A 26,140-nucleotide genomic window follows, 5' to 3' on the forward strand; every position below is an offset into this window, starting at 1 on the left:
TTCTATTCTTAGTGCTTTCATCCTATTCAAGCAAATTTTATGAAAAATCAGACTCATTCTTGCTCGTTTCCGGCATAGTTTAGTACCTTTGCCGATAATAAATAACCATCAACATCCATAAAATAATGACTCCTCATTTCGACTTCTCCGAAGTCCCCTACTCCTTCGGCCTGTGCGCCGCCGAAAACTGCCCGAAAGCCTCAACCTGCCTGCGCCGGATTGCCATGCAGTATGCTCCTGTCAACAGAATTTTCCTGCCGACGATGAACCCTAACCGGATAATAGCCGGAAAAGGTAAATGTGATTACTATTGTTCGAACGAGAAAACCCGCTTTGCACTTGGCTTTACACGCACGGCAAATGCACTCACCGTGCGAATGGCAAGTACATTCCGCTACCGGATGATTAGCTACTTCGGACGCAAGAATTACTACTTGAAACGCCGGGGAGCACTGAAAATCACTCCTGCCGAACAGATATATGTCATAAACGTTGCTAAAGAACTGGGGGTAGTACTGAATGACTACTTCGACGGTTATATAGAAGAATATAACTGGAACGCTTAGTCGTTCCTACCATGTCTTCGGAAGAAATTTACGTTTCTACAGAGAACACTGTTATATCCCTTTAGAACCATGGTGGTTTCCCTAAAGGAAACGCCCGTTTCCTCGTAGAGATACGGGCGTATCCATATAGGGAAACTATCGTGCCCCATAGGGAAACGAGCGTATCCAATAAGGGAAACAACAAGGAAACTGTAATACTCTAACAAACAGCTATATATCTTTATCACGCTTTGCCTTGCTCCATGTATTCTTTGGGAGTCATGCCGTACTTTTTCTTGAAACAAGTACTGAAATATTTCGGGTCGTTGAAGCCCACTGCAACGGCAAGGTCGGTAATCCTTATTTTACTTCGTCCGTCCATCAGTTTGCAGGCAGCAGTCAGCCGGACATTCAAGATAAACGCTGAAGGTGTCAATCCTGTCAACGATTTCAGTTTCTCTGTCAGCACTGTACGCGAAGCCCCCATCTCACTGACAAACTCCGCCTGGCCGAACTCCACATCATTCAGATGAGCATTCACGCAGTCTATCGCACGCTGAAGGAATGTCTCGTCAAGTGAAGTATACTCCAGTTTGTCTACTTCAAATACAACCTGCTTACGAAAATCAGCCCCTTTCCGTTCCTGCCGTTTCAGGCAATTCATAATCTGCGCATAAAGCAATGAAAAGTTGCATGGTTTACTGATATACCCGTCAGCCCCGGAGTTATATCCCTCTATCTGACTTTCTTCAGCCCGTTTGGCTGTCAACAGGATGACAGGAATGTGGCAATATTCGAATTTATTCTTTATATACCTGCACAATTCTATGCCGTCCATCTCGGGCATCATAATATCGGAGACAACCAAGTCTATGCCCCCTTCTTGCAGCACTTCAAGCGCCTGTCTGCCATTTATGGCGGTTTTCACACGGAAATAGTTGGAAAGCAGATTAGAGAAAAGCATGCACAATTCTTCATTGTCATCGACAATCAACAGCGTATAGTCCTCCGGATGAAGTTCCGTTTTCTCGTCCGGCTCATCGCCTTCTTCCGTTTCATTGATATAAATCGGAACAGGAAAAGCTGTCTGTCTCTGCGCCGCCACTGTCTCATCGAGCTCTTCCTGTCGGTAGGTTTCTTTATCGACAGGCAGCATGATACGGAAACAATTGCCCGTCTGCTCATTGCTAAATGCTTCGATTGTCCCATGATGGAGAGCTACCAGGTCTTTTACCAATGCCAGACCTATCCCCGTACCTATTGTATTATGTCTTCTGTAATCACCTTCATAGAAACGCTTGAACAATCCGTCTATTGTTTTCTGTGTCATCAGTTCCCCGGTGTTGGTCACGTCAATCTGCAAGGTATATTCGTCCGCCAATGCCGCCCGGACGCATATCTGCCCGCCCTCCGGTGTATACTTCGCCGCATTCGACAAAAGATTGTACACTATCTTGTCGAGCTTGTCGGCATCGAAAAAACCAAAGATGATATCGGGAGTACTTTCAAAAGAAAGAAGCTGGCGTCTCTTGCCAAGCAAAGGTATAAAGGCTTCCGCACAACTGCGCAAAAAAGAAGAGATGTCTCCATAAGATACACAAATCTTCAGATTGCCGCTTTCCACCTTTCTAAATTCCAATACTTGCTGTATCAGACGCATCAGGCGGGTAGCATTGGCAGTCATCACCGTGTACAGTGTGCGTTTGTCTCCCCCGCTCTTCAGGTTTTCGAGCGAGGCAAGAATGATGCTCAGCGGAGTCATCAACTCATGGGTGATGTTTGTAAAGAACTGTAATTTCAAATGGTTAATCTCCTGAATCTTCTGTTTCTCCATCTTGCCAATCTGAATCTCATGCTGCATGCGCATCTTATATCGCAGGAAACGAAAGACAAAATAGAGAATCACCACAATAGCAACGGCATATAGGCAATAAGCCCACCACGTCAGCCAGGGAGCGGGAAGAATACGGACCTTCAGGGTTCTCTCCGTATTTCCCCACACACCATCCTCGTTCGTTCCCTTCAAGCGGAACAGGTAAGTGCCCGTCGGCAGGTTATTATAAGTGGCAAAATGGCGTTGGGCATCCACCACGATTTCTTTATCGTCATAGCCTTCCAGACGATAGGTATACATGTTCTCCTGCGGATTCACGTAATTCAAGAGAGAAAACTCGATAGTAAAGTTATTATCCTGATACTCAAGTGTGATTCCGTCTGTATAGTTCACGTCTTTCTCTGAGAATCGTCGCCTCTCTTCCGGCGTCATGCTTCTCAAAGAGCGATTGTGTACTTTGAAGTCTGTAAACACGAGGGGAAAAGAGGAAGGCTTATAGCCTGTCCTATCTACCATGAAACTTCGTATCCCGTGCGAACTTCCGAACATGAGCCTCCCTTCGGCCAGCCGACAACAGGACGCGCGATTGAACGAAAAAGTTTCCATATCATTGGCTACCGCATAATAGTTTATGTTTTCCAGTACGTGGGCTTCATTCATGGTAAAGGAAAGCACCGTATTATTGGTCGTTATCCATATCTTCCCCCGACTGTCTTCCACAATGTTGGTGATTCCCTTATTCTCTATGGTGGAGAAAGAAGTGATAGTTACAAACATATCCTGCCGGCGGTCGTAGTAAGAAAGACCATTCCACATAGAGCCTGCCCAAATCTGCTGACGGGAATCGACCAACAGGCAAAAGATATTCTGCACATCACGCTTCTGCCCTACGGCGTAGCGCTTGTAAGTCTTGTCCTGCAAGTTGATGCGGACAATTCCTTCATAGTTGGTAGCAATCCATATATTCCGTTCCGCATCTTCCTTAATATCGAAGATACGTGAATGAAGGAATTCCAGTTCCGCACCGGGCATCCATTCCGACAGTTTATGAAACTGATCGTCCGCATCCAGAATATAAACTCCCTGCCGAGTACCTATCCATAAATTCCCTCCCGAATCTTCCATCAGCGTATGAATGCAATCGCTTTCGAATTTCTTCTCGGTCAGGCTGTTCAATGACCTTACTTTATGATTTTTCTCATCATAGAGCCAGATTCCACGGCTATAAGTGCCGAAGCAAATCTCCCCCGTTTTCTTTCTCCTGATAATCGCGTCCACAGCAGACGTATACGGCAATTCCTTGAAATCGGGATGCTCCTGATAATTGACACAAGTATGTGTCCGGTCATTATAAAGAATCATTCCGAAACCGATAATTCCCATCCAATATTCGTCGTTTCCGGCATAAAAGATACTCCGTATGGAACTCGTATTGTACAGTCCTCTCACCGTCTCCAACCGGTCAATGCCGAATTTCTTGTTTTCCGTCTGAATCTTACAAACACCGCCGCCGAACATGCTTATCCACATCTGATTGTCATGCGTACGCTGTATCGAGCTTACTTCATTGTAAGGCAGTTCTCCAATTTCACTACCCGGCAGGTAATTTTCGAAAGAATAGAAATCATTCTCATCGTGCATGATACTCAAACCGCTACGGGTGCCCACCCATATACGATGCGACTCGTCCTGCTCGATAGCATATACGATATTATCAAACAATGAATTCTCCTCACCTTCTACCCGATGAAAACGGTCGTACTGCATACGTCCTGTCGTGTAGGGCGTTTTCAACTTCACAAGCCCCCTGTCCCAGGTTCCGACCCAAATCTGTTGCTTGTCGTCCTGATATACTACATTGGAAAAATACAAGACCGGATCAAGATAGGTGTAAAATTTATTCCGCCCCGCATCGTAACGGTAAAGACCGCTTTCACAAGCTGCTATCCAAATGTCCCCCTGCGTATCTTCCATAATTGACGAGACTCCTCCCAACCGTCGGCTCGACAAATCAATCCGCTCAAATACATCCTCCGCTTTTCTCTTCCTGAAAAGCCCCCGGTCGCCTCCTACCCAAATATCCCCGTTCCTTGCACAAAAGATATCCGCTGCATTCAAAGATTCCAGTTTTTCACTTCCGATGCGCTCTATTACTCCGGTAAGCTTATGCAACTTGAACACTCCTTTTTCCGCAGCAATCCATAAATCTCCATCCTGATCCTCAGTCACAACATTCAGATAACAGTTGAAAGGTAAATTCGTTCCGTCATTCAAACCATAATTCACCACACTGTAGCCGTCATAACGTACAAGTCCGTTGTAAGTAGGAAGCCAAATATATCCGTCGGAGTCCTGATACAGTATCCGCACCTCATTGGTAGGCAATATGCTTGATGAAATGGGAATGAATTTTAAGTTGGAAGTGTACTTCCTCATATTTGTAGCATGGCTGTCCACTGATAGTATGCAGAGGAATAGCAAGAGCAGGGACAAATAAAAATATTTCTTTTTCATAGCAGACTATTTCAGTCAATTAAATCTTAAGTTATGCAAAACTAATATTTTATCAAAAGAATTACAATATATAAACTGAAAATAACTAAAAAACATTGATAAACAAAAATTCGACCAATGCTTAAGCTTAGTAATTCTATAAACATTTTATCTATTCTTTTCTAATCCAACAATAATTTATCATACTAAACATAAAAATAGCCAGTAAAAAACGTATTTTAAAATTCAAAGAAGAGTAAATATCCCTTTCAGTATCTCAAATATATCGAAATATCTGTCAACCTATCGTATTAAGACTTTACCCCGTGTATGTCTCGATTGACATCTGCTGACATCTAACGACACGTGATGTCACCGTTTTGAGAATCAGCATTTTATTCAATTTCAGCCACTATTTTTGAGCTGTCAAACGAAAACATTAATCTCAAAATGATGGATCATGGCACAAGAAAAAGAAGTGAAAGAAAAACCGAAGCGGACGCGCAAAACGCAGAAATCCGCCAAAGAAAAGCCCTATGTGGAACAAATCAACGAACTACTGTTTGTCCACAACAAGGAGGACCCCAAAGCCGGTGTGCAAGCTGTCAGCGAAATTGACGGGGAAGGAAAGGTCAGGACGGTTCCTGCAGAAGAAAAGAACGAAAACTCCTTTCTGAAATTCGAGAAAAACTCCAGTATCCTCGAAAACTTCATCAGGAACTTCTGGAGCCAGCTCAAGGAACCTACACATTTCAGGCTCATACGAATGACCATCCATGATTACAAGCAGAACAGGCAGGCAATCAAAGATTTGTCACAAGGCAAGGAAACGGACGCAGTAAAAGAGTTCCTCAAACGCTACGAAATCCGGCCGAGAGAAAACAAGGAACAGAGTAAGAACGAAAAAGAAACAGAAACAATGGCAAAGAAACAAAAATCAAACCCGCAGGAACAGGTACCACAACCGACAGTTTCAACAGGACAACCGCAGGAACAGCAGGCACCACGCTACCGTTATGACGAGAACATGGTAAACTGGGACGCACTGGAAAAGATGGGCGTCTCCAAAACTTCCCTCGAACAACAGGGACTGCTGGATTCCATGCTGAAAGGATACAAAACCAACAAACTGGTTCCCCTAACACTGGCGCTGACAGGTGCCAGGGTCAAACTGGACGCACGCCTCTCATTCATCACCATGCCGGACGGGCAGATCGGTCTGGGTATCCACGGTATCCGCAAGGAACCGGAACTGGAAAGGCCCTATTTCGGGCACATCTTCACGGAAGAGGACAAGAAGAACCTCCGTGAGACGGGAAACATGGGACGGGTGGCGGAACTGAACCTGAACGGAGGATCCTATACACCCTGTCTCATCTCCATTGACAAGAATACCAACGAACTGGTTGCTGTACGACAGGAAAACGTATACATACCAAGTGAAGTGAAAGGTATCAGACTGACAGCGGATGAAATAAACGCGCTGAAGGAAGGACAACCGGTATATGTGGACGGAATGACCTCAAAAAACGGGAAGCCGTTCGACGCCACACTCCAATACAGCGCGGAACGCAGGGGGCTGGAATTCATCTATCCGGAAAGCAAAGGGTTCAACCAGCAGAGCCTGGGAGGCGTACAGCTTTCACCCAACCAGATCAAGATGCTCAGCGAAGGACATACCATCCTTGTAGAGGACATGAAACGCACCGACGGAGCGCTGTTCTCCTCTTTCGTCACGCTGGACAAGGTGACCGGCCGGCCGCAATATACACGCCATAATCCGGAGAACGGGGAAATATACATCCCGAAGGAAATCTGCAACGTGCTACTGACTCCCGAGGACAAGGAGGCACTACGCAAGGGGCAACCCGTCTTCCTTGAAAACATGCTCAACCGCAAGGGGGAAGAGTTCTCCTCCTTCGTCAAACTGGACATGAATACGGGCAGGCCGCAATACTCGCGTACACCGGACGGTTTCAGCGAGCGCCAGGTGCCGGTCGTTCCGGCGGAAGTATACGGGCATGTATTCACGGCACAGGAACGGGCCAACCTGCAGGACGGAAAAACCATACTCGTATCGGACCTGAAAAGCGCCAACAACAAGACATTCAGTTCCTACCTGAAAGTGAACGCAAATTCTGGACAGCTGCAATACTTCCAGGAAAATCCCGACATACGCCGCAATACGGCCCGGCGTGCCGCACAGGCGGACGACACGCAAAACCGGCAGCAGGAACAGAAGAAAGGAAGCAGACAGGCCGTATAAAAAGAATACAAAAAAGAATCATTAACCATTCATAAGAGAAAAAGACATGAAGCAGAATGACAACCGGATATTCAGAAAGGAAGACCTTGACTGGAAAACACTGGAGACCATCGGTATCCACAAAGAAGAACTGGAAAAAAGCGGGGACATGGAACTGCTCCTGCAAGGGGAGGAAACGGAAACCGTCCCATTGAAAATCCGTACTCCCGCACTCCGCTTAACAATGGACGCCACCCTCAGGATCACGGTGGGGACGGACGGAAAGCCGGTAATGGAAATCAACGGGATCAGTCCCGAAGCGGAAAGCGAAGCCGGCGGATAATCCCTGCCCCATACAGACAGAATCAAAAGTATACACAATTTCCCCGTACCGGTTTTATTGCGAAGGTACGGGGAACATCAAATGAAAGAAGATCATGATTGCGATATTGACAGACAAGCCCAATGTGGGAAAAGAGATAGCAAGAATTCTGGGAGCACATACCAGAGAGGACGGATACATGAGCGGGAACGGGTACATGGTGACATGGACCTTCGGCAACATGCTTTCACTGGCCATGCCGAAGGATTACGGGATGGACCGCCCGGAACGCGGGGACTTCCCGATAAATCCCGCCCCTTTCAGACTGATGGTAAAACACATCAGGACCGATACGGGATGGATACCGGACATCAACGCGGTCCTCCAGCTGAAAGTGATCGAAAAAGTATTCGACGCCTGCGAAAGTATCATTGCGGCCACCGACGCCTCCCGGGAGGGAGAAATGGTCTTCAGGTACCTTTACCGGTATCTGGAATGCAGGAAACCCTACCGCCGTCTATGGATCTCGTCACTTACGGACGAAGCCGTGCTGGAAGGAATGGGCAGCCTCAGGCCCGGCAGCCTGTATGATCGCATGTTTCTGGCAGCGGACAGCCGCAACAAGGCGGACTGGGTACTGGGACTCAACGCCAGCTATGCCCTCTGCCAGGCGACCGGAACGGGAAACAACTCACTGGGACGGGTGCAGACACCCGTACTGGCAGCCATAAGCAGCCGTTACCGTGAACGTGAGAACCACATTGCCACGGACACCTTTCCGGTTTTTATCAGCCTGTGCAAAAATAACACCCTGCTCAAAATGCGCTGCACGGAAGAATTCACGGACCGGGAGGCGGCTGCACGGCTTTACAGTGACTGCAAACTGGCCGGACATGCACGCGTCACCGCTGTCAGCAGGCAGATCAGGGAGATAGAGCCTCCAGCCCTCTACAACCTGACCGAACTCCAGAAAGACGCCAACAACTATTACGGAATGACTGCCGGAAAATCACTTGAAATCGCACAGAGACTTTATGAGAAGAAACTGATTTCCTATCCGCGAACTGCCGGACGTTTCCTTCCACGGGACGTTTACGACAAACTGCCCCGTATCATGGAAAAAATCCTGAACAGGAAGGAATTCCGACCGTATGTCAGAAGCATGGGGATCAACATATTCGACCTGCCGGACAAGGTTGTCGACGAAGGACAGGCGGCGGAACACCACGCCATCATCATTACCGATACATATCCGGAAGGATTAAACCGGGAGGAGATGCAGCTGTACATGATGATTATCGGACGGATGCTGGAAGCCTTCATGCCCGCATGCAGGGCGGAATACACCACCGTGGATGCCGTATGTGCCGCACGAAATTTCCGGTGTCATGCATGCCGCATCATTGAAAAGGGATGGTTCGGCATATTCGAAAGGGAAAGCGTCATTGCAGGAAGGGAATACGGCTTATCCCCCATCCCGCAACTGGAAAACGGGGAGACGGCCGCTGTTACCGGATGCAGCCTGATACACAGGAAGGACCTGCCCGTATCCGCATATACCGACGCGGAACTGATCACCTACATGGACACTGCCGGACTGGGAACGCCGGCCACGCGTACAGGAATCCTGCAGACCCTGATTGACCGCAAATATGTACGTTATTCAGGCAAATACATCATCCCCACACGAAAGGGGCTTTACATATATGAGACGGTACGGAACATGAAAATAGCGGGAACCGCACTGACTTCGGGCTGGGAGGCGCAACTGGCACGAATGGAAAGGGGAAAGCTTACACAGGAAGAATTCATGAAAGGGGTACTCAAACTCTCGGGAGAGGTAACGGAAGATATCTTCCGGAAATGTGAAAGATAGAAGCTATATATAGGAACGGGAAATGCAGGCTGAAAAGTCTGCATTTTTTATTTGTCAGACATCTGTTATGCCGCTTTTAGGCGGCAAAGGTACCGGATTACCCCGTATTCGTGTCAAGGCAGCCCTGCGGGCCGGTCGGCTGAAAGAAAATCATCCTCGCTGCGCTCCGGTATTTTCTTTCGCCAAGCCTTGACACAAAAGGGCAATCCGGGGGAAGGAGGCCTGTAAAATCGGGAAAACAGATCCCGAAGGGATAATCATACACTCATAAAAACAACAAGGACATGAAACAGAAATCCATCGCAAGCATCTGCAAGCCGGCGGTCACACTGCTGGCAGCCGCAGCAATAATCCTGCTATGCCGCAAAGGCATAATTCCGGTATATACCATCCTGTTACTGACAATGGCGGAAGGCATAATCCGTATTTTACTAAGGCTCCTCCCGTTCCTGGCGACAATTCTCAGCATTCTGATCCTTATCGGAATGATATTATAAACCCTTAAACAACAAATGAAATGGAAACAAGGAAATTCACCCCGTCAGCTCCGGTCGCACCCGCACTGTGGCCGACAACGCGCAGCATCAGGCCTGCAAAGAGAAGATTTCCCAATACGGTTGATGAGCCCAGAAACATCGGGTATTATCTCAAGCCACTGCTTGACATCACGAAGCGACCGGACAGAGACGAAATTCTGAAGACATATCTCAAGGAAACCTATGTATAACAATAAAAAAACAACCATTATGTTTTTCCAATCAATTTATCAGATGATGTCGGCAGGCACAGACCTGAACATCAACATCAGGAGAACGGACGGAAAACTGTCCGTAGCGGTAATGCCCAGGCGTACAACACTCAAGGATGAAGCCGGACAGGCCATCGTGCCGCTCATACTCAACGGCACCCCCATGGAACTGGACGGACAATTCCTGCAAATCATCACCACACCGCTGCAGAAAGCGCAGGGAATCCTCACCAACCTTGAAACCTTCGAGCAACAGGCACGGCTGACCGCAACACAAGGCAAGGCGACCGGAACCGCCAACGACAAGAAGACAAAAGAGGCACGTGAAAAACAGGAAAAGATGGAAAAACTCCTCAAACGTGCGGAGGAGGCGTTCACGGCAGGAAAATACTCGGAAGCGACAACCTGCCTCAGGCAGGCCAAGGTACTCGCAGATACGGACAGGCAGAAACAGATAGAGGCAAGGATACAGGAAGTGCAGAAGGAGTCGTCACAGGGCTGCCTGTTTCCTGAAACGGATACACAGCCGCTCCCACAACAGCCGCCCGCAAACGGTACGGCGAACGGAAACCGGCCTGACGGACAAATGCGGATGTTCACGTCACAACCTCCACAACAGCCTGTACAGCAGGCAATCCCGCAAACGGTACAACAACCGGTGCCTCGGCCGCAGATAGTACAGCCGCAGCCCGTACCACAATATTATCCGGGAACACCGCAACCCGTTCCCCTGCAGCCGCAAGCAACCGTCATACAGACAACCCGGGAAAATACGGGCAGGGAATACCAGTCACCGCCACAACCGGCCACAGAAGCGCTCACTTTTGACAAGGACGATGAAAATGACAGGGAACTGTTGCGTGAAGACCCGTATGCGGAATACATAGACTTCCCGCAGGAATGCCGTATGAAGGACGAGACACAGGCGGAGCTTATATGTTGTTAAACCATTAAAACTTTAAATAATATGGCACTTGATATCAAAGGACTCAAAAGAGTATTCATCCTGAAAAAAGGAAATGGCACCCTGACACTGGAAGACCCGGACAGCAGAATGTCCCTTTCCGAAGTGACGGACTTCTATTCCATAAACTATCCGGAACTGACCACGGCAACCCTGCACGGGCCGGAACTCGAAGAGGACCGCGCGGTATACCGGTTCAAAACCACCATAGGAACGAAAGGATAAGCCATGGCAAAGAAAACAAACCCTAAGAAAAAGGAGGAGACAGCATGCAGACAGCTATCGGAACTACAAACGGAAGACCTGGCACGACTTATTATCAGCGAGGCCGGATGCACAGACATCAGCCGGGGAACCGGCAGCAGAAAGAAAAGAAGGCTGCCGCCGGCAGGAACCGTAATGATTTTCTAACGGGGAGAATTCTCCCCGTTACCCCCGATTACTATATGGAGAGCCGCGCGGGAGAAAAAATCAACCTTACGACAAGGGAGAATTTTGATTTCCTGTACCGTTCGGCACTCAGATACAGCGGGCTTGTCGGCCTCAGGCTTCCTTTCCGCCCGACCAGGAAATCACCGAGGATGAACATCATCAAACTGTACCGGGCAATGGACACCATACTCCCGGAGCATGTCAACCTGGAAGAGGAGAACGGAAGGCTGTACTTCTGCCTCTACCGGTTCCATGAGTGGCCGGAGTATAAACTGTTCTGGATACCGCTGGAATTCACGGAGAGACTGCCGGAAAAACTCGGAAGGATAGCACTGGAATTTATCCGACAGCTCGCCCGACACCATGGCATACCCAAAAGCACGGATACCAGCTACTACGAAATGGCACACGATTACCTGGAAGACTACAGGCTCTACGACGAAGAGGCGACGGCAGGAGAGATCAGACGCAAGGCCGCACTTGCCAGACTGTATGAAAAAGGGAAGGCGCACCGTATACTGAAGAGAATGGACAATCCAAAGGGATTTCTTGCGGACCTGGAGGGGGAAATACGGAAATACCATACAAAGAAGAACTATGAGCGGGCATTGCTGGAACTGCTCACGGAAGGTACGGCATACATTTCACACGGCAGCCCGAGCATCATGCAATACTCCTACGACTGGGCATACGAGGAGGCACCTGATTTCAGGCCGGTGGGACTGGAGACGCAGATCATGGTCACCTGGTCGGTAAAGGACGCCATGAACGACGAAATGGAAAGCTATTTCAACTCGGACTACCAGGAATCATACGCGATCACACCCGTCACGACATTCCACCTGACGCCGGACACGGAAAAGCCTTTCTCCATGGATGACTTTCCGGAGCGGTTCTCCCAATGGCTCGCACGCTTCACAAAACTCATTACAAACAACTTCTAATAAAACAGGAAAATGAATGAACTGACAATACAGATGCAGCAAATCATGCATCCCAGAGCGGTACTTGTCGCCTATGAATGCGAAACGGCAGGTTACTCGATCCCGCGAAGTTATCTCGAACTTAGGCCTGTCAATGAGAAAGGACGGATGGGAGCCGGCATTCCGGTAACCTATGAGTTCATGAACTCACTGGTGGAATCATACACGGAAAGCATGAGCGGAATCCCGCACGGACGCATCCCCGGGAACATGCTCCTGTGCGACTCCAGAAAAGGCCGCGAAAGGTACATATGGTACAATCCGCCGCAGAAGAGAAAAATGTACTTCCAGGACGGGCTGCACATTACAAACGGGACATTCAACGTACCGGGCGTCATCTACGTGGTGGAACGGGAATGCATGGACATACACGCCTTCAAGGGAACAATCCCCGAAGAGCGGACAGAACTGTATCTGGCACCGTTCTTCAATGTAACCGGGGCGGACGTCTGCCTGGGCAACTCATCGCTAAAGAAACCGCAGGACATGGATTTTCATGAATTTCAGGAATACTGGGAAAAGCGTTTCTGGATGAGCGAGTTCTCACATTTGGGAGGCGGCAGGAACCCGACCCGCAGCAATCTGGTTTCAGTAACAGAACATGTACGGAACAATCCGTTTGATTACAGCGAGTTACAACAATCCGGGAAGAAACTTAAAGACATACTGGCATGAAAAAGATTCATTATACGGACAGCTACCTGCTGAAACCTTACCATCCCGTCACCATCCATGTTGCGGGTGCAGGGGGCACGGGATCACAGGTCATAACCAACCTGGCACGCATGAACGTCGCGTTGCAGGCACTGGGACATCCGGGACTGCACGTCACCGTATTCGATCCCGACATTATCACGGAAGCCAACATAGGACGCCAGCTTTTCAGTGAGACGGAGCTGGGGCAAGGCAAGGCGACAGCGGCCGTCACACGCGTCAACCGTTTTTTCGGAACAACATGGACGGCGGAAAACTGCCGCTATCCCGTACGGAAAACACAGGAAAACAGGGATGACAGGACAAGGCCGGCAAATATCATCATCACCTGCACGGACAATACCCGCTCACGACTGGAACTGTGGAGATTCCTGAAAAAATACAGGGAGGCCTCCGTAAACAATGAAAGGGCGGTTTATTACTGGATGGATTTCGGGAATGCGCAAACCACCGGGCAAGTCTTCATAGGTACTGTCCGCAACAAGATACGGCAACCGGCATCAAAAGAATTCATGCCGGTACCCGGAATGAATGTCATCACCGAGGAGGTGAACTATTCCACAATAGAAGAGAAGGACTCCGGACCGAGCTGCTCACTGGCGGAAGCACTGGAAAGACAGGACCTGTACATCAACTCCATACTGGCACAAGTCGGCTGTGACATTCTATGGAAGATGTTCAAGGAAGGAAGAACCCTGTACCGGGGAGCATATATCAATCTGGACACACTCCGGGTTAATCCGATACCGGTATAAGCCATGTGAAACAGACAGCCTCCCTTGCCGCCAACAGTTGCTGCGACAAGGGAAGCATCGGTATTTTTTTTCAATCCGTATAAAACCGGAACCGGATTCAGGACTTAATCCGCACTAATCCGGCAACACCCTTTCCTGTTTTAACCAGTTCGTATTTCTCAAGCCTTTCATACAATTTGCCAAGCGTCCTGCAGCCATACCTTTTCACTTTGAATTTGGGCATCAGCTTCTTCAGCGCACCTCCAATCAAAGACAGGCTAACCTCCGCCTTACCATCAGCAGCCTGTTCAAAAGCCTTATCAAAGTATTCCATATCTCTTTGAATAAAAAATTCAGGTGTATTTTCCTGAAAAGGCTTCTCCTCCTTCCGGTCAGCTAACAGAAACCCGGTACAGGAACGTACCAGTGCCACCGGCGTCTTTCCCTCCCCGTAACCAAGAACCATCAGGCCACTCTCCCTGATACGTTGTGCCAGCAAGGTATAATCCCCGTCACTGGCAACCAGACAAAAACAACCGACCCGCCCCTCATGCAGGATGTCCATCGCATCCATAACCAACGCAATATCCGTCGTATTCTTTCCCTGCACAAAAGAGGAAGCCTGCACCATCCTGAACGAATAATCCCTTGCCGCATCCTTCCAACCGGAAAGTTTTTTTTTAGTCCAGTCACCATATATACGTCTCACAACGGCAGTACCATAGCGAGATACAAACCGCATCACATCTTCCATCTTCTCGGAAGAAGCGTTATCGCCGTCAATCAAAACCGCGACAAACAAATCTTTTTCTTTTTTCATACCGAATCCTTAAGCTGCAAAAATATAACAGGTTCCCGCAAATATAAATAATTGAACCTATTTTTTCTTTCCCCTCTGCCGCAAAAAATCCTGTATTTCCGAACTACGATAAAAATTCTTACCGTTCTCGTCCGTCTGGTAGTAGCGGATAAGCCCCTTTTCACGGTAACGGGCAATGGTCCGTTGCGTCACGCCCAGAAGCTGCGCAAGGTCACAGTTATCCAGCAAGGTGTCGCCGTCCAGGCAGTCTTTCAGGCGGTTCATACGGTCAAGTTTCTTTTCAAGGCGATTAAAACCTTCCACCATAGTCATTATCATTTTCTCAAGTACCTCATTATCTATATACATCATGGCATATCCTCCATTGTTTTAAAAAGTGATTACCTGAATACTCTTCCTGTGCGCACTACAAGAGTATATTACACTATAATGAAAATTACATGCCGGATTCAAAAAAACGAATCCATCTTTTTACATAACATTCTAATTCACAAAGAAATATAAAATAAAAAATTACAAAAAGCACTGTAAAATGTAATCCCGGATGTTGTAAAGTTCGGGTACAAATTGTAAATACGATTTACAATTTGACCAGCTATCCGTGAAATCTGACGACATCTGCTGACACCTGTAGTCAGAGACTTGGAGACAAACTTACCGGCAGCATATCTTTGCATCGGACAAAAAATCAAAAGCTTATGGAAGTGATCAGTATCGAAGCCACAACATTTGAAGAAATAAAGCAGGCGTTAAGCTCAATTATCCGAGATATCCGGACAGGAAGAGGAATACGGCAGGAGGAAAGACTGACGGAATGGATGGACAATCAGGAAGCATGTATCATGATGGATATCTCTCCAAGAAAGTTGCTTACTTTACGCAGCACGGGAAAAATCCCGTACAGCAGGATAGACAGGAAAATCTATTACCGGAAAAAAGACATCATCACATACATGGAAGGACTGTTACAAAAAGGAAACAATTAAGCAAAGAAATATGGCACATGACTTACTGACAAGGGAAAGTCCGGAGATTATCCGCTTCTTCCAGGATATTGGACACATCACTGAACTCTTAAAAAGCAAACCGGACAGATACAGGCCTGTCCTGAACGGTGACAGGTATATCACCGAAGCTGAACTGTCCGAATCACTGAAGATAACACGCCGGACACTGGTTGAACACAGGACAACCGGACTTATCCCCTATTACCGGCTGGGAGGCAGGATACTTTATAAAGAAAAGGATATTATAAAACTGCTGGATGAAAACAGGATGGAAGCTTTTTAAAAGCCGACAATATAGAAGAGAACGTCTTCGGGAATTTTCCTAAAGACATTCTCTTCATATATATGCCGTTCATTCCAGTATAAATGAATACATTATAAAGTTTTCTGTAATTTTATCCCAATACTATTTGGAGGAATCGAACCTTTTCCATATCTTTACACCGTCAAAAAATGACAGCGATAAAGATTGAAATAATTGAGATTAGGTATATGGCTAATTCAATGGTTTCGATTTTAACGATATAATATTTAGTGCTGTCTATCAGGACTTTAAAAACAAAGAACTTTGAATGTTCGATTCTTGGTGGCACCACTTTTAAGAAAAGAAAGACGATGTAAATCTCTGAATTTCAAAGAAGTTCGGGGATTTTTCTTTTCCAAGAATAGGCAAAATAGTGGGATAAAGGGGGGATCAACGTAAGAATCTGAGGGCTTTCGTTTTTATGCATATAATTTAGCGAGTCTGTACAAGAAAAATGCTTTATCTCTTACTCCTCTGAACTGTGCCCTGAACGCTTTGATTTTAGCATTAAATGACTCTGCTGCTGCATTGGTAGCCCTTCTTTCAAAGAAGTTTATTATATTCATATAGTACGTTTGTATCGAGCGCGCTACCCTTCCAAAGGTGAGAAACCCCGCTTTGTCTACTTCATCATACCACCTTGCAAGCCTTGTCAAAGCTATATCTTTAAACTTACACTGATGATAGATTGATCCTAACCGCATGGCCATATAATATCCTTTCTTTATATCGGGATATTCTTTAAATAGAATCTCGGCCCGTATCCTTTGAGACTGAGTCCATAGAGATTCTTTTTTGTAAAGCAGATAAATACTCCTTGCCAGCAACTGTTTTCTTGTATCTCCATTGGCGAAAACGGGCGCATGATACATCTTTCCGCAGGCCTTGGCGTAAGCTATCTGTATGGACTCTTCGTCCAAAGCCTCCCAGCGAGCTTTCACCCGCATCTCCTGAACCGCTTCATACGCTAATTTCTGTACATGGAAACGATCCGTAACCCGTTTGGCAGCAGGGAAGCAAGTCCGGGCAATCTGTTCCATATTGGGAGCCATATCCAATGTTATCTCACGCACCTGGTAGCGGCGACGACGCGAAAGTTTAAGCAGGACAGAGGTAACCGTGCAAACATCCGTACCTTTAATGATACCAATAATACTGCCTTTACCACCGTGAGTCTCTTTATTAATCAACACAGTATAGAGTTCTCCACGGGAAAGAGCCACTTCGTCAATGCAGACGTAGGCACCAATGTTCTTCTCAAACAGGAGCCAGTTCTCTGCGTGAGCAAGCTGATCCCAGTGTAGGTAATTACTTAAATGGTTGCGGTATTGACGTTCCAACAAATCCCCGTCAACGCCATATAAAGTACCCAATAACTTGCAACTGATCGGATAATTATCAATATAGTTCTTTTAAAAAAGACGCAAAGTCTTGCGTCAAACGAGTACCCTCAGCCACCATACGCCAATTGCGGGAAATATACTCATTGCTGCTTTTCAAAATCCAACGGCGACGACGGAGGTTCAAAAAGACTTTCTTGCCACGAAGAGGAAAGTCTTGAACAACAACAGGCTCATAAGACCCTTTACTCTCTGTTTCTTGACCAGCATACTTCTCGGGGAGCTCTTTCCTTCACATCAACAAGATCAAAGTAATCCAAAGTTCCTTCTGGAAGAAAAAGGTGATAACCATTTAACTTCATAAGCAATTAATTTGGAGACAAAGATAACAATTTATATATTTAACCCTCAGGGTTATTCATTGATCCTGAAGGGACTCAGTCAGAAAAGCGTCTTCCAACAGTAACATTCCCCTAAATCCCAGAAATCAGCTATCATATCGAATGCTCCGATAGATACAGATCTAATTTCGTTGGGCATATCAGATATTTTCACACTGTTCCTGTTCTCGAGTATCATAGGCAGCAAAAGTCCTATTAAATGTTTCAAATATCAAATCAAAACTTGTATTGCCCAAAGATCTTATTTTCATGTCCGCTTTATACGAATTACAAAATAAAACTTTAATAACGGATTATTGCTTTTCAAGACAGATATTAACTGCATTCATACCTTTCGTACCACGCTCAAGATCAAATGTCACAATGTTGTTTTCTACAATATTGCCAACAACATTATTTACATGGAAGAAATACTTTTCAACACCGTTAAGATCTTTAATAAAGCCAAATCCCCTAGCCTCATTAAAAAATTCAACCCTTCCTCTTAAGATAGCCGGTTCTTCCTCTTCCTTTTTGGGAGTTGCAATGATTATTTCATCGGGATTTATTTCCTCTTTTTTAATATCTTCCGTTGGAGGAGTGGAAGTTATCATTCCGTTCTCATCTACATAAGCAATCATATCTTCAAAGCTATTCGCTTTTCCCGACAATTTTTTGCTTTCTTTCTTCTTTAATTTTTCCTCTCGTTTAGCGAGTCTTTTCTTTTCATTTTCACGTTTACCTACTGTCATGGATTTTGCCATAGAAATCATATTTAATTTATACTTATTTTTAATGAATAATGTAAGAGGCTAATTTCAAAAAGTGAAATTAGCCTTATTGAGTTTCTTACCGGTCAACTTCTGAATATCATTAACCAGTTTACGTTCTTCCTGCGAACAGAATGTAAGTGCTGTCCCTGTATTTCCTGCTCTTCCTGTACGACCGATACGATGTACATACGTCTCGGGAACATCCGGGAGATCATAATTAATAACCATAGGCAACTCACTTATATCGATTCCTCTGGAAGCAATATCAGTAGCAACCATAACCCGGGTTTTCCCCGACTTAAAATTACCCAATGCGGACTGTCTTGCCGCCTGACTCTTATTTCCGTGTATAGCCTGACTACCGATCCCAGCCTTACCTAATATCTTAACAATCTTATCGGCATTATGCTTCGTACGCGAGAAGATAAGTACCGATTGGTCTTCTGCTTTTTGCAAAATTGAAATTAATAATTGACTTTTCTCTTTCTTCTCTACGAAGTACACAACCTGATTGATAGAGTCCACAGTAGACGATTTCGGTGTTATGTAAATCTTCACCGGATTCTTCAACAGAGATTTGGTTAAAGTAACAATGGTGTCAGGCATTGTTGCCGAGAAGAACAAGGTTTGCTTTTCTTTCGGAAGTTTCGGCAATATTCGCTTAATATCATGGATAAATCCCATGTCAAGCATACGGTCAGCCTCATCCAATACAAAATACTGAATAGTATCCAGATGTATATGTCCCTGATTCATCAAATCAAGTAGACGTCCCGGAGTAGCTACCAGAATATCAATTCCCTTGCGTAACATATCAACCTGCGGACGTTGATTTACACCACCGAAGATCACTCCGTGGCGAACACGGGTATATTTTGAATAATCGTCAATGCATTCACTGATTTGCAGGGCAAGTTCACGGGTAGGTGTCAATATCAAGGCTTTGATACCCTGACGCTTGACAGATTCCTTGCTCACGACTTGCAAATGTTGTATGATAGGAATGGCAAATGAAGCCGTCTTTCCTGTACCAGTCTGCGCACAACCTAATATATCTCTTTTTGCCAATGCGGCAGGAATCGCTTTTTCTTGAATTGGGGTCGGTACTGTATATCCTTTTTCTTTGATTGCTTTTAAAATCGGCTCGGTTATATTTAATTCTTTAAATGTCATAAATGTTGTTTTTGCTATATCTGAAAGTAAACCGTCAGAAACATATCTTATATAAATGTTCACGACGAAGTCAATATTGATATAGACTTGTGATTATACTTATTAAACTTTGCTCTTTTTTCCAGAGGCTTGCTTGTATTACAAAAAAGTCTAATAAATCTATTTTCAGAATGGAAAGTGCAGAACTAGAAATTTCCGATATTGCACACAAAAGAGGCAGAATTAGCAGAACTTAAATGTAAAATGATTTTTCGAATTCTCTGTAAAAGGGATTTCACGATGAATCATGAAACGGAAATAATTTATATATAAAAGCAGAAGACAGAATCTTCTGCTTTTATCCGGGTATTAATATCTTCTGGAGTTATTATAACCACCACGACCACCACCGTGAGACGGTCTTTCAGTGCGAGGGCGTGCAACGCTTACTGAAATAACCTTCTGGTCATATTCAACGCCATTCAATTCGTCAATTGCTTTTTGTCCTTCTGTATCATTCGGCATTTCTACGAAAGCAAATCCTCTGGATCTACCAGATTCTCTATCAAAAATAACCTTAGCAGAAGATACTTCTCCAAACTCTGCAAATAAATTTGTTAAGTCAGCATCATTTGTGCCATAACTTAAACCTGAAATGTAAATGTTCATCTAAAAATTTTATTAAAATAAATACTATTTTGGAGTGAGGAGGATAATTACAGAAGAGGACTACTTGCTAATAATATATTAAAAAGAAGAACTACACAATAATAATTCGTAACTCAAACTCTGGGAACAAAGATAATGTAATAAATCAGAAAAATACGTTTATATTCATTCTTTTTCGGAAGAAAGACGATAATTATCATTTATTAGCACACCATTCACCCTAAATCGGTGAAATACACAATTTCGTCTCTCATTCTTGATATTCTCTCGCAATATATCTACTTTTGTCTTTGTATAACTTATTAAGGGGCACCTCATGAATGTCAGAATAGAACAAAGTTGGAAACAGCAATTACAAGAAGAATTTGATAAACCATACTTCGAAAAGTTGGTTACATTCGTCAAAGATGAATATAAACGGGCACACGTCCTCCCTCTCGGACATCAGATTTTTCATATATTCAATTCCTGTCCCTTCGAAAAAGTAAAAGTAGTTATCCTTGGACAAGACCCTTATCCCAATCCCGGACAATATTACGGAGTCTGTTTTTCTGTACCTGAGGGAGTAGCTATCCCCGGTTCACTAAACAACATATTCAAAGAGATACATCAAGACCTGGGAAAACCAATTCCTGCTTCCGGTAACCTGGATCGCTGGGTTGCCCAAGGCGTATTCCCGCTAAACTCTGTTCTTACCGTACGAGCGCACGAAACCGGTTCTCATCGAAATATGGGCTGGGAAATCTTCACAGACGCAGTTATCAGGAAACTTAGTGAAAAGCGAGAGAATCTGATATTTATGCTTTGGGGAAATTATGCGAAAGAGAAACTATCTTTGATAGATACTAGCAAACATCTGGTACTGACCAGCGTTCATCCTTCTCCCCGTTCTGCCGAATATGGTTTCTTCGGTTGCAAACACTTCAGCAAAGCCAATGCTTTTTTGCGTAGTAAGGGAATAGAAGAAATTGATTGGTAAATAAATATCTTCTCAAAATATACTATCAACGTTCAAAACATTCACCATGAATAAATCAAACGATATTACCCGGGAAGAATGTGGGCCAAACAATGCCTTTTTGCTACTGACATTGATTACACCATGTTGAAACGGGATCAATCTGCCCTCAAACAGCGGAACGACTATTCCAACATTTACAGTTTCCGTATACTCAATGCCAGGCAACAATATATACGTGTCACCAGCCGACATCAAGTTTTGAAGCAAGACCATAACGGCAAAGCATGGCTCGTAATAGGTAACCGTGAATATGTATTCAAGGCTTCTTCCAAACTTACATATTTTCCTACCGTTGTAAAATTAAACACCATAAGAACAATAAAGATATGACGATTCCATACTAAACTCGAAATATTTTTATTACATTCACAGCATGAAATGCAGAATTATACTCGAACTATTAGCAATTCTCTTTTTTACAGGATGTTATAACAGAGAACAGATTTCCCGGCTTGACGAGGCGGAAGCACTGATACAAAATAAGCCGGATAGTGCCTTAACAATATTACAACAACTCAAATCGGAAGGTAGCCAGGCTGAACAGGCCAAGTATGCGTTGCTTTATTCAGAGGCTTTAGACAAGAATCATATCAAAGCAACAAATGATTCGCTGATTCGTCGGGCTTGGGAGTATTACAAACATCATCCCAAAGATTTACGCCGTCAATGCAAAACCCTCTATTATTGGGGAAAAGTCAAACTGCGTGCAGGAGACAAGCCGGGAGCGTTACGCCTTTATCTGAAAGTTGAAGAGAAACTGAAAGATACCAATGAGCCTTATTATGCGGGGCTTTTATACAGTCAAATCGGTGAAGTGTATTATGACCAGATGAACTATAGCCGGGCTTATCATTATTTTCGTGAAGCTCGCAATAACTTCCGGCAGTCTGATAACACTCGCGAAGAAACAGAAGCAACTCTCGATATGGCAGCCGCAACTTTCAATTCGAAAGATATGGAGAAAGCCATGCGGCTCTATTCTGCCGCACTCGATTTGGCCGATGAACACAAGTTCGATAAGTTAGCCAAAGCCAGTCTCACCAATCTTGCTTCTCTCTATGTAGTGTCAGGCAAGAAACAAATTCCTCATGACCTGCTGCAACGTATCGAACTTTCTGCCCGGCAAGATACGCTCTACGGATATCATACATTAGTAGATGCGAATCTACTGAAAAACCGTATAGACAGCGCACGCTACTATCTGGCACTTGCAGAAGCACATTCTACCGATATTCGTGACATCGCAGACCTGCAATACACCGCTTATCGGATTGAAGCGCAGGCCAGAAACTTCGAGAAAGCAACTGAGAAGATACATCATTATATCTATCTGACTGACTCTCTGACACGCTCGAATATGCAATTCTCCGCCGGTATGGTGGAACGTGACTATTTCAAGGAACGCTCCAACTTTGCCGAATACCGGATGAAGAACCGTACTATCTGGGAGATTGCCGTAGCAACCGTAATTTTTCTGATATTAGGGGTAGCATACTACATCATCCGTCAACGTCTGCGCCTGCAACGTGAACGTACCGACCACTACCTGCTATTGGCGGAAGAAGCCAACTTCCAATACAAAACCCTGACGGAACACATGGAAGGACAGCGCAATGCGGAAAGCCATTTAAAAGGTTTGATAGCTTCACGCTTTGACATCATTGACAAACTGGGAAAGACTTACTATGAACGTGAGAATACTGCATCACAACAGGCTGCCATGTTCCACGAAGTGAAACAGATTATCACCGATTTTGCGGAAAACAATGAAATGCTGCAAGAGCTGGAACTTATCGTAAATACCTGCCATGATAATGCTATGGAGAAGCTGCGGAATGATTTTCCGTCAATGAAAGAAGCTGACATACGGCTGCTTTGTTATATTTTTGTAGGTTTCTCTCCACAAGTAATCAGTTTGTTTATGAAAGATATGGTAGCTAATGTATATGCTCGCAAGTCACGGCTCAAATCACGTATCAAATCGGCAGAAACAGCCAATAAGGAGTTGTTTTTAGCACTTTTCGGATAGGTGTTAGACCTGTGTTAGAAATCTCAGAATACATCTTTTACAACTCATTGAATATCAGCATATTTTAAATTAGAGTGTTAGATTTGAAAGATTGCATCATAACCCATATTTGATGCAATCTTACTACTTTTGTATTCGAAAAATTAGAAAAAAAGAAAAGATTATGAAGAAGATTGTTATTCTATTAAGCGTCATGCTTTTCATGGTAGCATGCGAAAAAGGAAACGAAGAAATGAAAGAGGCAAAAGTAGTGGTAGCCGTTTATGATGAGAATGGAAAAATTGCAACGGGAGTTCCCGTAAAAATGTATAATGAAAAGGATTATAAGATTTTTGAAAAAGATAATTTAACCTTGCCAACTGCAATCGCCCAGACAAATGAAAGTGGTATAGCAACCTTTGTACTGCCACGAGAGGAATGGTTCGCAACGCAGTCGCAACGGTTCCTGACATTCGTGGTACAAGAAGGGGGTGGCCCTGACAACTACCAGATATGGTCTTCCGGCAAAACCGTAGAAGCCGGAAAAGTCGTAAAGGTAGACATACGTTTAACCCAATTCCCTAACTAAACTTTTATCATATGAAACAAACTAGACCTTATATAATTACAGCACTTTGCCTGCAAATGGTTCTGGGAGCAATATTACTAAGTTGCAGCACCGAAAATGACGAATATAAGAAAGATTCACCTTCGGCAGAAAATCCTGCTGAACCCGTAGGAGCTTTACTAGAGGATTTCTCCATAGAACAATTACCTGCAAAAACGATTTATGCATTAGGAGAGAATATAGACTTAACCGGCCTTAACGTGACAGGCAAGTATGATGACGGGAAACAACGACCTGTGAAGGTTACCCCGGAACAGATCAGTGGTTTCTCATCATCTGCCCCTGTTGATAAACAGGAAGTAACCATAACGATAGAGGGTAAACAGAAAAGTTTCTCCGTGCAGATTTCTCCTGTCCGTGTAGAAAATGGAGTATTGACGGAAGTATTAAAAGGGCATAATGAAATCATACTTCCCAATAGTGTGAAGTCAATTCCAAAAGCTGCTTTCAGAGGTAGTCAAATAAACAAGGTGGTGCTCAACGAAGGGCTGCAATCTATCGGAGATATGGCTTTCTTCAATTCAACCGTTCAGGAAGTTGTATTCCCGACGACTCTGGAACAACTTGAGGAAAATATTTTCTACTATTGCCGGAACTTGAAAAAAGCAGATCTAAGCCGGACGAAACTCACCAAACTTCCTGCCAGCACTTTTGTATATGCGGGCGTTGAAGAGGTGCTGCTGCCTGCGACCCTGAAAGAAATCGGAGCACAGGCATTCCTTAAGACGTCTCAATTGAAAACGATTGAGATTCCGGAGAATGTAAGAACAATCGGGTTGGAAGCATTCCGGGAAAGTGGCATTACCACTGTGAAATTACCGAATGGTGTTACAACCATAGCGCAAAGAGCCTTTTATTACTGCCCGGAATTGACGGAAGTGACCACCTACGGAACTGTTATCAATGAAAATCCCGAAGCGATGATTCACCCCTATTGCCTTGAAGGATGTCCGAAATTAACTCGCTTCGATATTTCTAAAAGTATTCGGATTTTGGGACAAGGACTATTGGGTGGTAATAGAAAAGTGACTCAATTAACCATTCCGGCAAACGTCACACAGATTAATTTTTCAGCTTTCAATAATACAGGTATTAAGGAAGTAATGGTAGAAGGGATAACACCTCCACAGGTATTTGAAAAAGTATGGTACGGATTTCCGGACGATATCACAGTCATTCGTGTTCCTGCCGAATCTGTGGAGAAATACAAGAATGCAAATGGTTGGAAGGATTTCACAAACAAAATAACAGCATTTTAATAATTCTCTGATTTTTCGATTATAACCGGAAAAAGTTGGTTTTATGTCAACTTTTCCGGTTATAATCGAAAATTTCATTTTATCAGGTCATGTATTAAATCTCCCCATTCACCCCTAAGCCGAACAAGGCGAAATCGCCCAGGCAAGGGTCATCCGGGAAAACCTCAGCCAATGCTGCCGTTATCTGACGGGCATTTTTCAAAGAGAAGGTTTCTGTATCCGTCAACTTGAAATAATGGGCTACCCGGCAGACGTGTGTATCCAAAGGAACAATCAGTTCTTTGCGGTCAAAGCTCTTCCAAATTCCAAAATCAACTGCCGAATCCCGGCGAATCATCCAACGCAAAAACATATTGAGTTTCTTTTGAGGACTTTTAGCGGATACTTCAAGGAATGAGCACAACTTTTCCATAGGTATTCCTGAGTACGCATTCAAAGTTTCTTCCAAGCTTTCAAACTGTGTATAGGCTGCATATAATCGCCGGAAGTATCCATAAAAGTCGGCATATGACAGCATACGATAAAAGCTATTGGTTACTCCCGAAGGGAAATCGACCTCCCACTGGCGGGACAGCACATACTGATAAGGCGAATCTCCCATCAGCCTGTGCAGTTCGTCTGCTTTCTTCAATATCTGTTTGCGATTGCCGAAACTCATAATCGCGGTTAGCAAGCCACTGATTTCAATATCCTGTTTCAGCGTATAGCGATGAGGGAATTGTACCGGGTCGCTTGTAATAAAGTCTGCGCAATGGTAAATCTCCGCACACATCAAAAGTTTATTCTTTATATCTTCAGTCATTTTGAGAATGTATCTAGTATTGAAAGTGCAAACAGAACTATCAATGAAAGTCCCACGGCATAACCCAATTTAAGAACTTTACGGCAG

Annotated in this window: 26 protein-coding genes and 2 pseudogenes; 19 read left to right on the forward strand and 9 right to left on the reverse strand. The window is 44.7% G+C overall.

Features of this window, described 5'->3' with window-relative positions:
* The first annotated feature begins 125 nt into the window (after nt 1–125).
* Nucleotides 126–566, forward strand: coding sequence for a DUF6078 family protein (locus tag CGC64_RS17420; RefSeq protein WP_032855544.1), 441 nt, complete (start codon nt 126–128; stop codon nt 564–566).
* Between the two features lie 223 nt (nt 567–789).
* On the opposite strand, the gene CGC64_RS17425 is transcribed toward CGC64_RS17420, so the two are convergent.
* The gene (locus tag CGC64_RS17425) at nt 790–4,893 is read right to left on the reverse strand and encodes a hybrid sensor histidine kinase/response regulator transcription factor (protein WP_005679473.1); all 4,104 of its coding nucleotides are present in this window, start codon (nt 4,891–4,893) and stop codon (nt 790–792) included.
* A gap of 439 nt (nt 4,894–5,332) precedes the next feature.
* On the opposite strand from CGC64_RS17425, the gene CGC64_RS17430 reads away from it, so the two are divergent.
* From CGC64_RS17430 to CGC64_RS17475, 11 genes are all read left to right on the forward strand, one after another.
* Nucleotides 5,333–7,138 (forward strand): DUF3945 domain-containing protein, encoded by a 1,806-nt coding sequence (locus CGC64_RS17430; RefSeq protein ID WP_005679474.1) that lies wholly within the window; start codon nt 5,333–5,335, stop codon nt 7,136–7,138.
* A gap of 46 nt (nt 7,139–7,184) precedes the next feature.
* Nucleotides 7,185–7,460: a DUF4099 domain-containing protein gene (locus CGC64_RS17435; RefSeq protein WP_005679475.1), complete on the forward strand. Its 276-nt coding sequence runs from the start codon at nt 7,185–7,187 to the stop codon at nt 7,458–7,460.
* A 94-nt stretch (nt 7,461–7,554) separates the two neighbouring features.
* Entirely contained in the window at nt 7,555–9,315 is a 1,761-nt protein-coding gene (locus CGC64_RS17440) for a DNA topoisomerase (RefSeq protein WP_005679476.1), read from the forward strand.
* A 22-nt stretch (nt 9,316–9,337) separates the two neighbouring features.
* Entirely contained in the window at nt 9,338–9,508 is a 171-nt protein-coding gene (locus CGC64_RS18885) for a hypothetical protein (RefSeq protein WP_004323217.1), read from the forward strand.
* A gap of 91 nt (nt 9,509–9,599) precedes the next feature.
* Complete coding sequence (locus CGC64_RS17445; protein ID WP_005679477.1) at nt 9,600–9,812, forward strand: hypothetical protein; 213 nt, start codon at nt 9,600–9,602, stop codon at nt 9,810–9,812.
* Nucleotides 9,813–9,832: 20 nt separating this feature from the next.
* Nucleotides 9,833–10,042, forward strand: a complete 210-nt coding sequence (locus CGC64_RS19205; protein ID WP_004323219.1) for a hypothetical protein — start codon at nt 9,833–9,835, stop codon at nt 10,040–10,042.
* Between the two features lie 19 nt (nt 10,043–10,061).
* Nucleotides 10,062–11,009, forward strand: a complete 948-nt coding sequence (locus tag CGC64_RS17455) for a PRTRC system protein E (RefSeq protein WP_032855563.1) — start codon at nt 10,062–10,064, stop codon at nt 11,007–11,009.
* Between the two features lie 21 nt (nt 11,010–11,030).
* Nucleotides 11,031–11,252, forward strand: coding sequence for a PRTRC system protein C (locus tag CGC64_RS17460; protein WP_005679480.1), 222 nt, complete (start codon nt 11,031–11,033; stop codon nt 11,250–11,252).
* A 44-nt stretch (nt 11,253–11,296) separates the two neighbouring features.
* Nucleotides 11,297–12,403 carry a hypothetical protein gene (locus tag CGC64_RS17465; protein WP_005679481.1) on the forward strand — a complete coding sequence of 369 codons (1,107 nt, stop codon included), beginning with the start codon at nt 11,297–11,299 and terminating at the stop codon, nt 12,401–12,403.
* 12 nt (nt 12,404–12,415) lie between these two features.
* Entirely contained in the window at nt 12,416–13,117 is a 702-nt protein-coding gene (locus CGC64_RS17470; protein ID WP_005679482.1) for a prokaryotic E2 ligase family D protein, read from the forward strand.
* Nucleotides 13,114–13,911, forward strand: a complete 798-nt coding sequence (locus tag CGC64_RS17475) for a PRTRC system ThiF family protein (RefSeq protein WP_005679483.1) — start codon at nt 13,114–13,116, stop codon at nt 13,909–13,911. Before CGC64_RS17470 ends, CGC64_RS17475 begins: the two co-directional genes overlap by 4 nt.
* Before the next feature lie 97 nt (nt 13,912–14,008).
* Here the strand turns inward: CGC64_RS17475 and CGC64_RS17480 are convergent, their stop codons facing one another.
* Nucleotides 14,009–14,710 (reverse strand): NYN domain-containing protein, encoded by a 702-nt coding sequence (locus CGC64_RS17480; protein WP_089421595.1) that lies wholly within the window; start codon nt 14,708–14,710, stop codon nt 14,009–14,011.
* A 57-nt stretch (nt 14,711–14,767) separates the two neighbouring features.
* Nucleotides 14,768–15,061 carry a helix-turn-helix domain-containing protein gene (locus CGC64_RS17485; RefSeq protein WP_005679487.1) on the reverse strand — a complete coding sequence of 98 codons (294 nt, stop codon included), beginning with the start codon at nt 15,059–15,061 and terminating at the stop codon, nt 14,768–14,770.
* A 347-nt stretch (nt 15,062–15,408) separates the two neighbouring features.
* Here CGC64_RS17485 and CGC64_RS17490 point away from each other — a divergent pair, with 347 nt between their 5' ends.
* Both CGC64_RS17490 and CGC64_RS17495 read left to right on the forward strand, forming a co-directional pair.
* The gene (locus tag CGC64_RS17490; RefSeq protein ID WP_005679488.1) at nt 15,409–15,696 is read left to right on the forward strand and encodes a helix-turn-helix domain-containing protein; all 288 of its coding nucleotides are present in this window, start codon (nt 15,409–15,411) and stop codon (nt 15,694–15,696) included.
* Nucleotides 15,697–15,706: 10 nt separating this feature from the next.
* Nucleotides 15,707–16,000 (forward strand): helix-turn-helix domain-containing protein, encoded by a 294-nt coding sequence (locus CGC64_RS17495; RefSeq protein ID WP_005679489.1) that lies wholly within the window; start codon nt 15,707–15,709, stop codon nt 15,998–16,000.
* Nucleotides 16,001–16,440: 440 nt separating this feature from the next.
* Here the strand turns inward: CGC64_RS17495 and CGC64_RS17500 are convergent, their stop codons facing one another.
* The 5 genes and pseudogenes from CGC64_RS17500 to CGC64_RS17520 all read right to left on the reverse strand — a co-directional run bounded on the left by CGC64_RS17500 (nt 16,441) and on the right by CGC64_RS17520 (nt 20,335).
* Nucleotides 16,441–17,394 (reverse strand): ISAon1 family transposase, encoded by a 954-nt coding sequence (locus CGC64_RS17500; RefSeq protein ID WP_441296203.1) that lies wholly within the window; start codon nt 17,392–17,394, stop codon nt 16,441–16,443.
* Nucleotides 17,395–17,419: 25 nt separating this feature from the next.
* Nucleotides 17,420–17,723: pseudogene (locus tag CGC64_RS17505) on the reverse strand (ISAon1 family transposase N-terminal region protein).
* Between the two features lie 332 nt (nt 17,724–18,055).
* Complete coding sequence (locus CGC64_RS17510) at nt 18,056–18,505, reverse strand: cold shock domain-containing protein (protein WP_005682818.1); 450 nt, start codon at nt 18,503–18,505, stop codon at nt 18,056–18,058.
* A 54-nt stretch (nt 18,506–18,559) separates the two neighbouring features.
* Complete coding sequence (locus CGC64_RS17515) at nt 18,560–19,687, reverse strand: DEAD/DEAH box helicase (RefSeq protein WP_005679493.1); 1,128 nt, start codon at nt 19,685–19,687, stop codon at nt 18,560–18,562.
* A 348-nt stretch (nt 19,688–20,035) separates the two neighbouring features.
* Nucleotides 20,036–20,335 carry an RNA recognition motif domain-containing protein gene (locus CGC64_RS17520; RefSeq protein ID WP_005679494.1) on the reverse strand — a complete coding sequence of 100 codons (300 nt, stop codon included), beginning with the start codon at nt 20,333–20,335 and terminating at the stop codon, nt 20,036–20,038.
* Nucleotides 20,336–20,651: 316 nt separating this feature from the next.
* On the opposite strand from CGC64_RS17520, the gene ung reads away from it, so the two are divergent.
* The 5 genes and pseudogenes from ung (at nt 20,652) to CGC64_RS17545 (ending at nt 25,251) form a co-directional block, all read left to right on the forward strand.
* Complete coding sequence (gene ung, locus CGC64_RS17525) at nt 20,652–21,314, forward strand: uracil-DNA glycosylase (RefSeq protein WP_005679495.1); 663 nt, start codon at nt 20,652–20,654, stop codon at nt 21,312–21,314.
* A 150-nt stretch (nt 21,315–21,464) separates the two neighbouring features.
* A pseudogene (locus tag CGC64_RS19375) lies at nt 21,465–21,605 on the forward strand (DNA-binding response regulator); the annotation flags it as partial.
* 124 nt (nt 21,606–21,729) lie between these two features.
* A complete protein-coding gene (locus CGC64_RS17535; RefSeq protein WP_005679497.1) occupies nt 21,730–23,385 on the forward strand; it encodes a tetratricopeptide repeat protein in 1,656 nt (551 codons plus the stop codon).
* A 163-nt stretch (nt 23,386–23,548) separates the two neighbouring features.
* Entirely contained in the window at nt 23,549–23,953 is a 405-nt protein-coding gene (locus CGC64_RS17540) for a hypothetical protein (protein WP_032855565.1), read from the forward strand.
* A gap of 11 nt (nt 23,954–23,964) precedes the next feature.
* Nucleotides 23,965–25,251, forward strand: coding sequence for a leucine-rich repeat protein (locus CGC64_RS17545; protein WP_005679499.1), 1,287 nt, complete (start codon nt 23,965–23,967; stop codon nt 25,249–25,251).
* Between the two features lie 94 nt (nt 25,252–25,345).
* Here CGC64_RS17545 and CGC64_RS17550 read toward each other — a convergent pair whose 3' ends face one another.
* On the reverse strand, nt 25,346–26,053 hold the full coding sequence (locus CGC64_RS17550; protein ID WP_005679500.1) for a TIGR02757 family protein: 708 nt from the start codon (nt 26,051–26,053) through the stop codon (nt 25,346–25,348).
* Nucleotides 26,054–26,140 lie beyond the last annotated feature (87 nt).

It is taken from the genome of Bacteroides caccae, from assembly GCF_002222615.2.
Taxonomy (GTDB): Bacteria; Bacteroidota; Bacteroidia; order Bacteroidales; family Bacteroidaceae; genus Bacteroides; species Bacteroides caccae.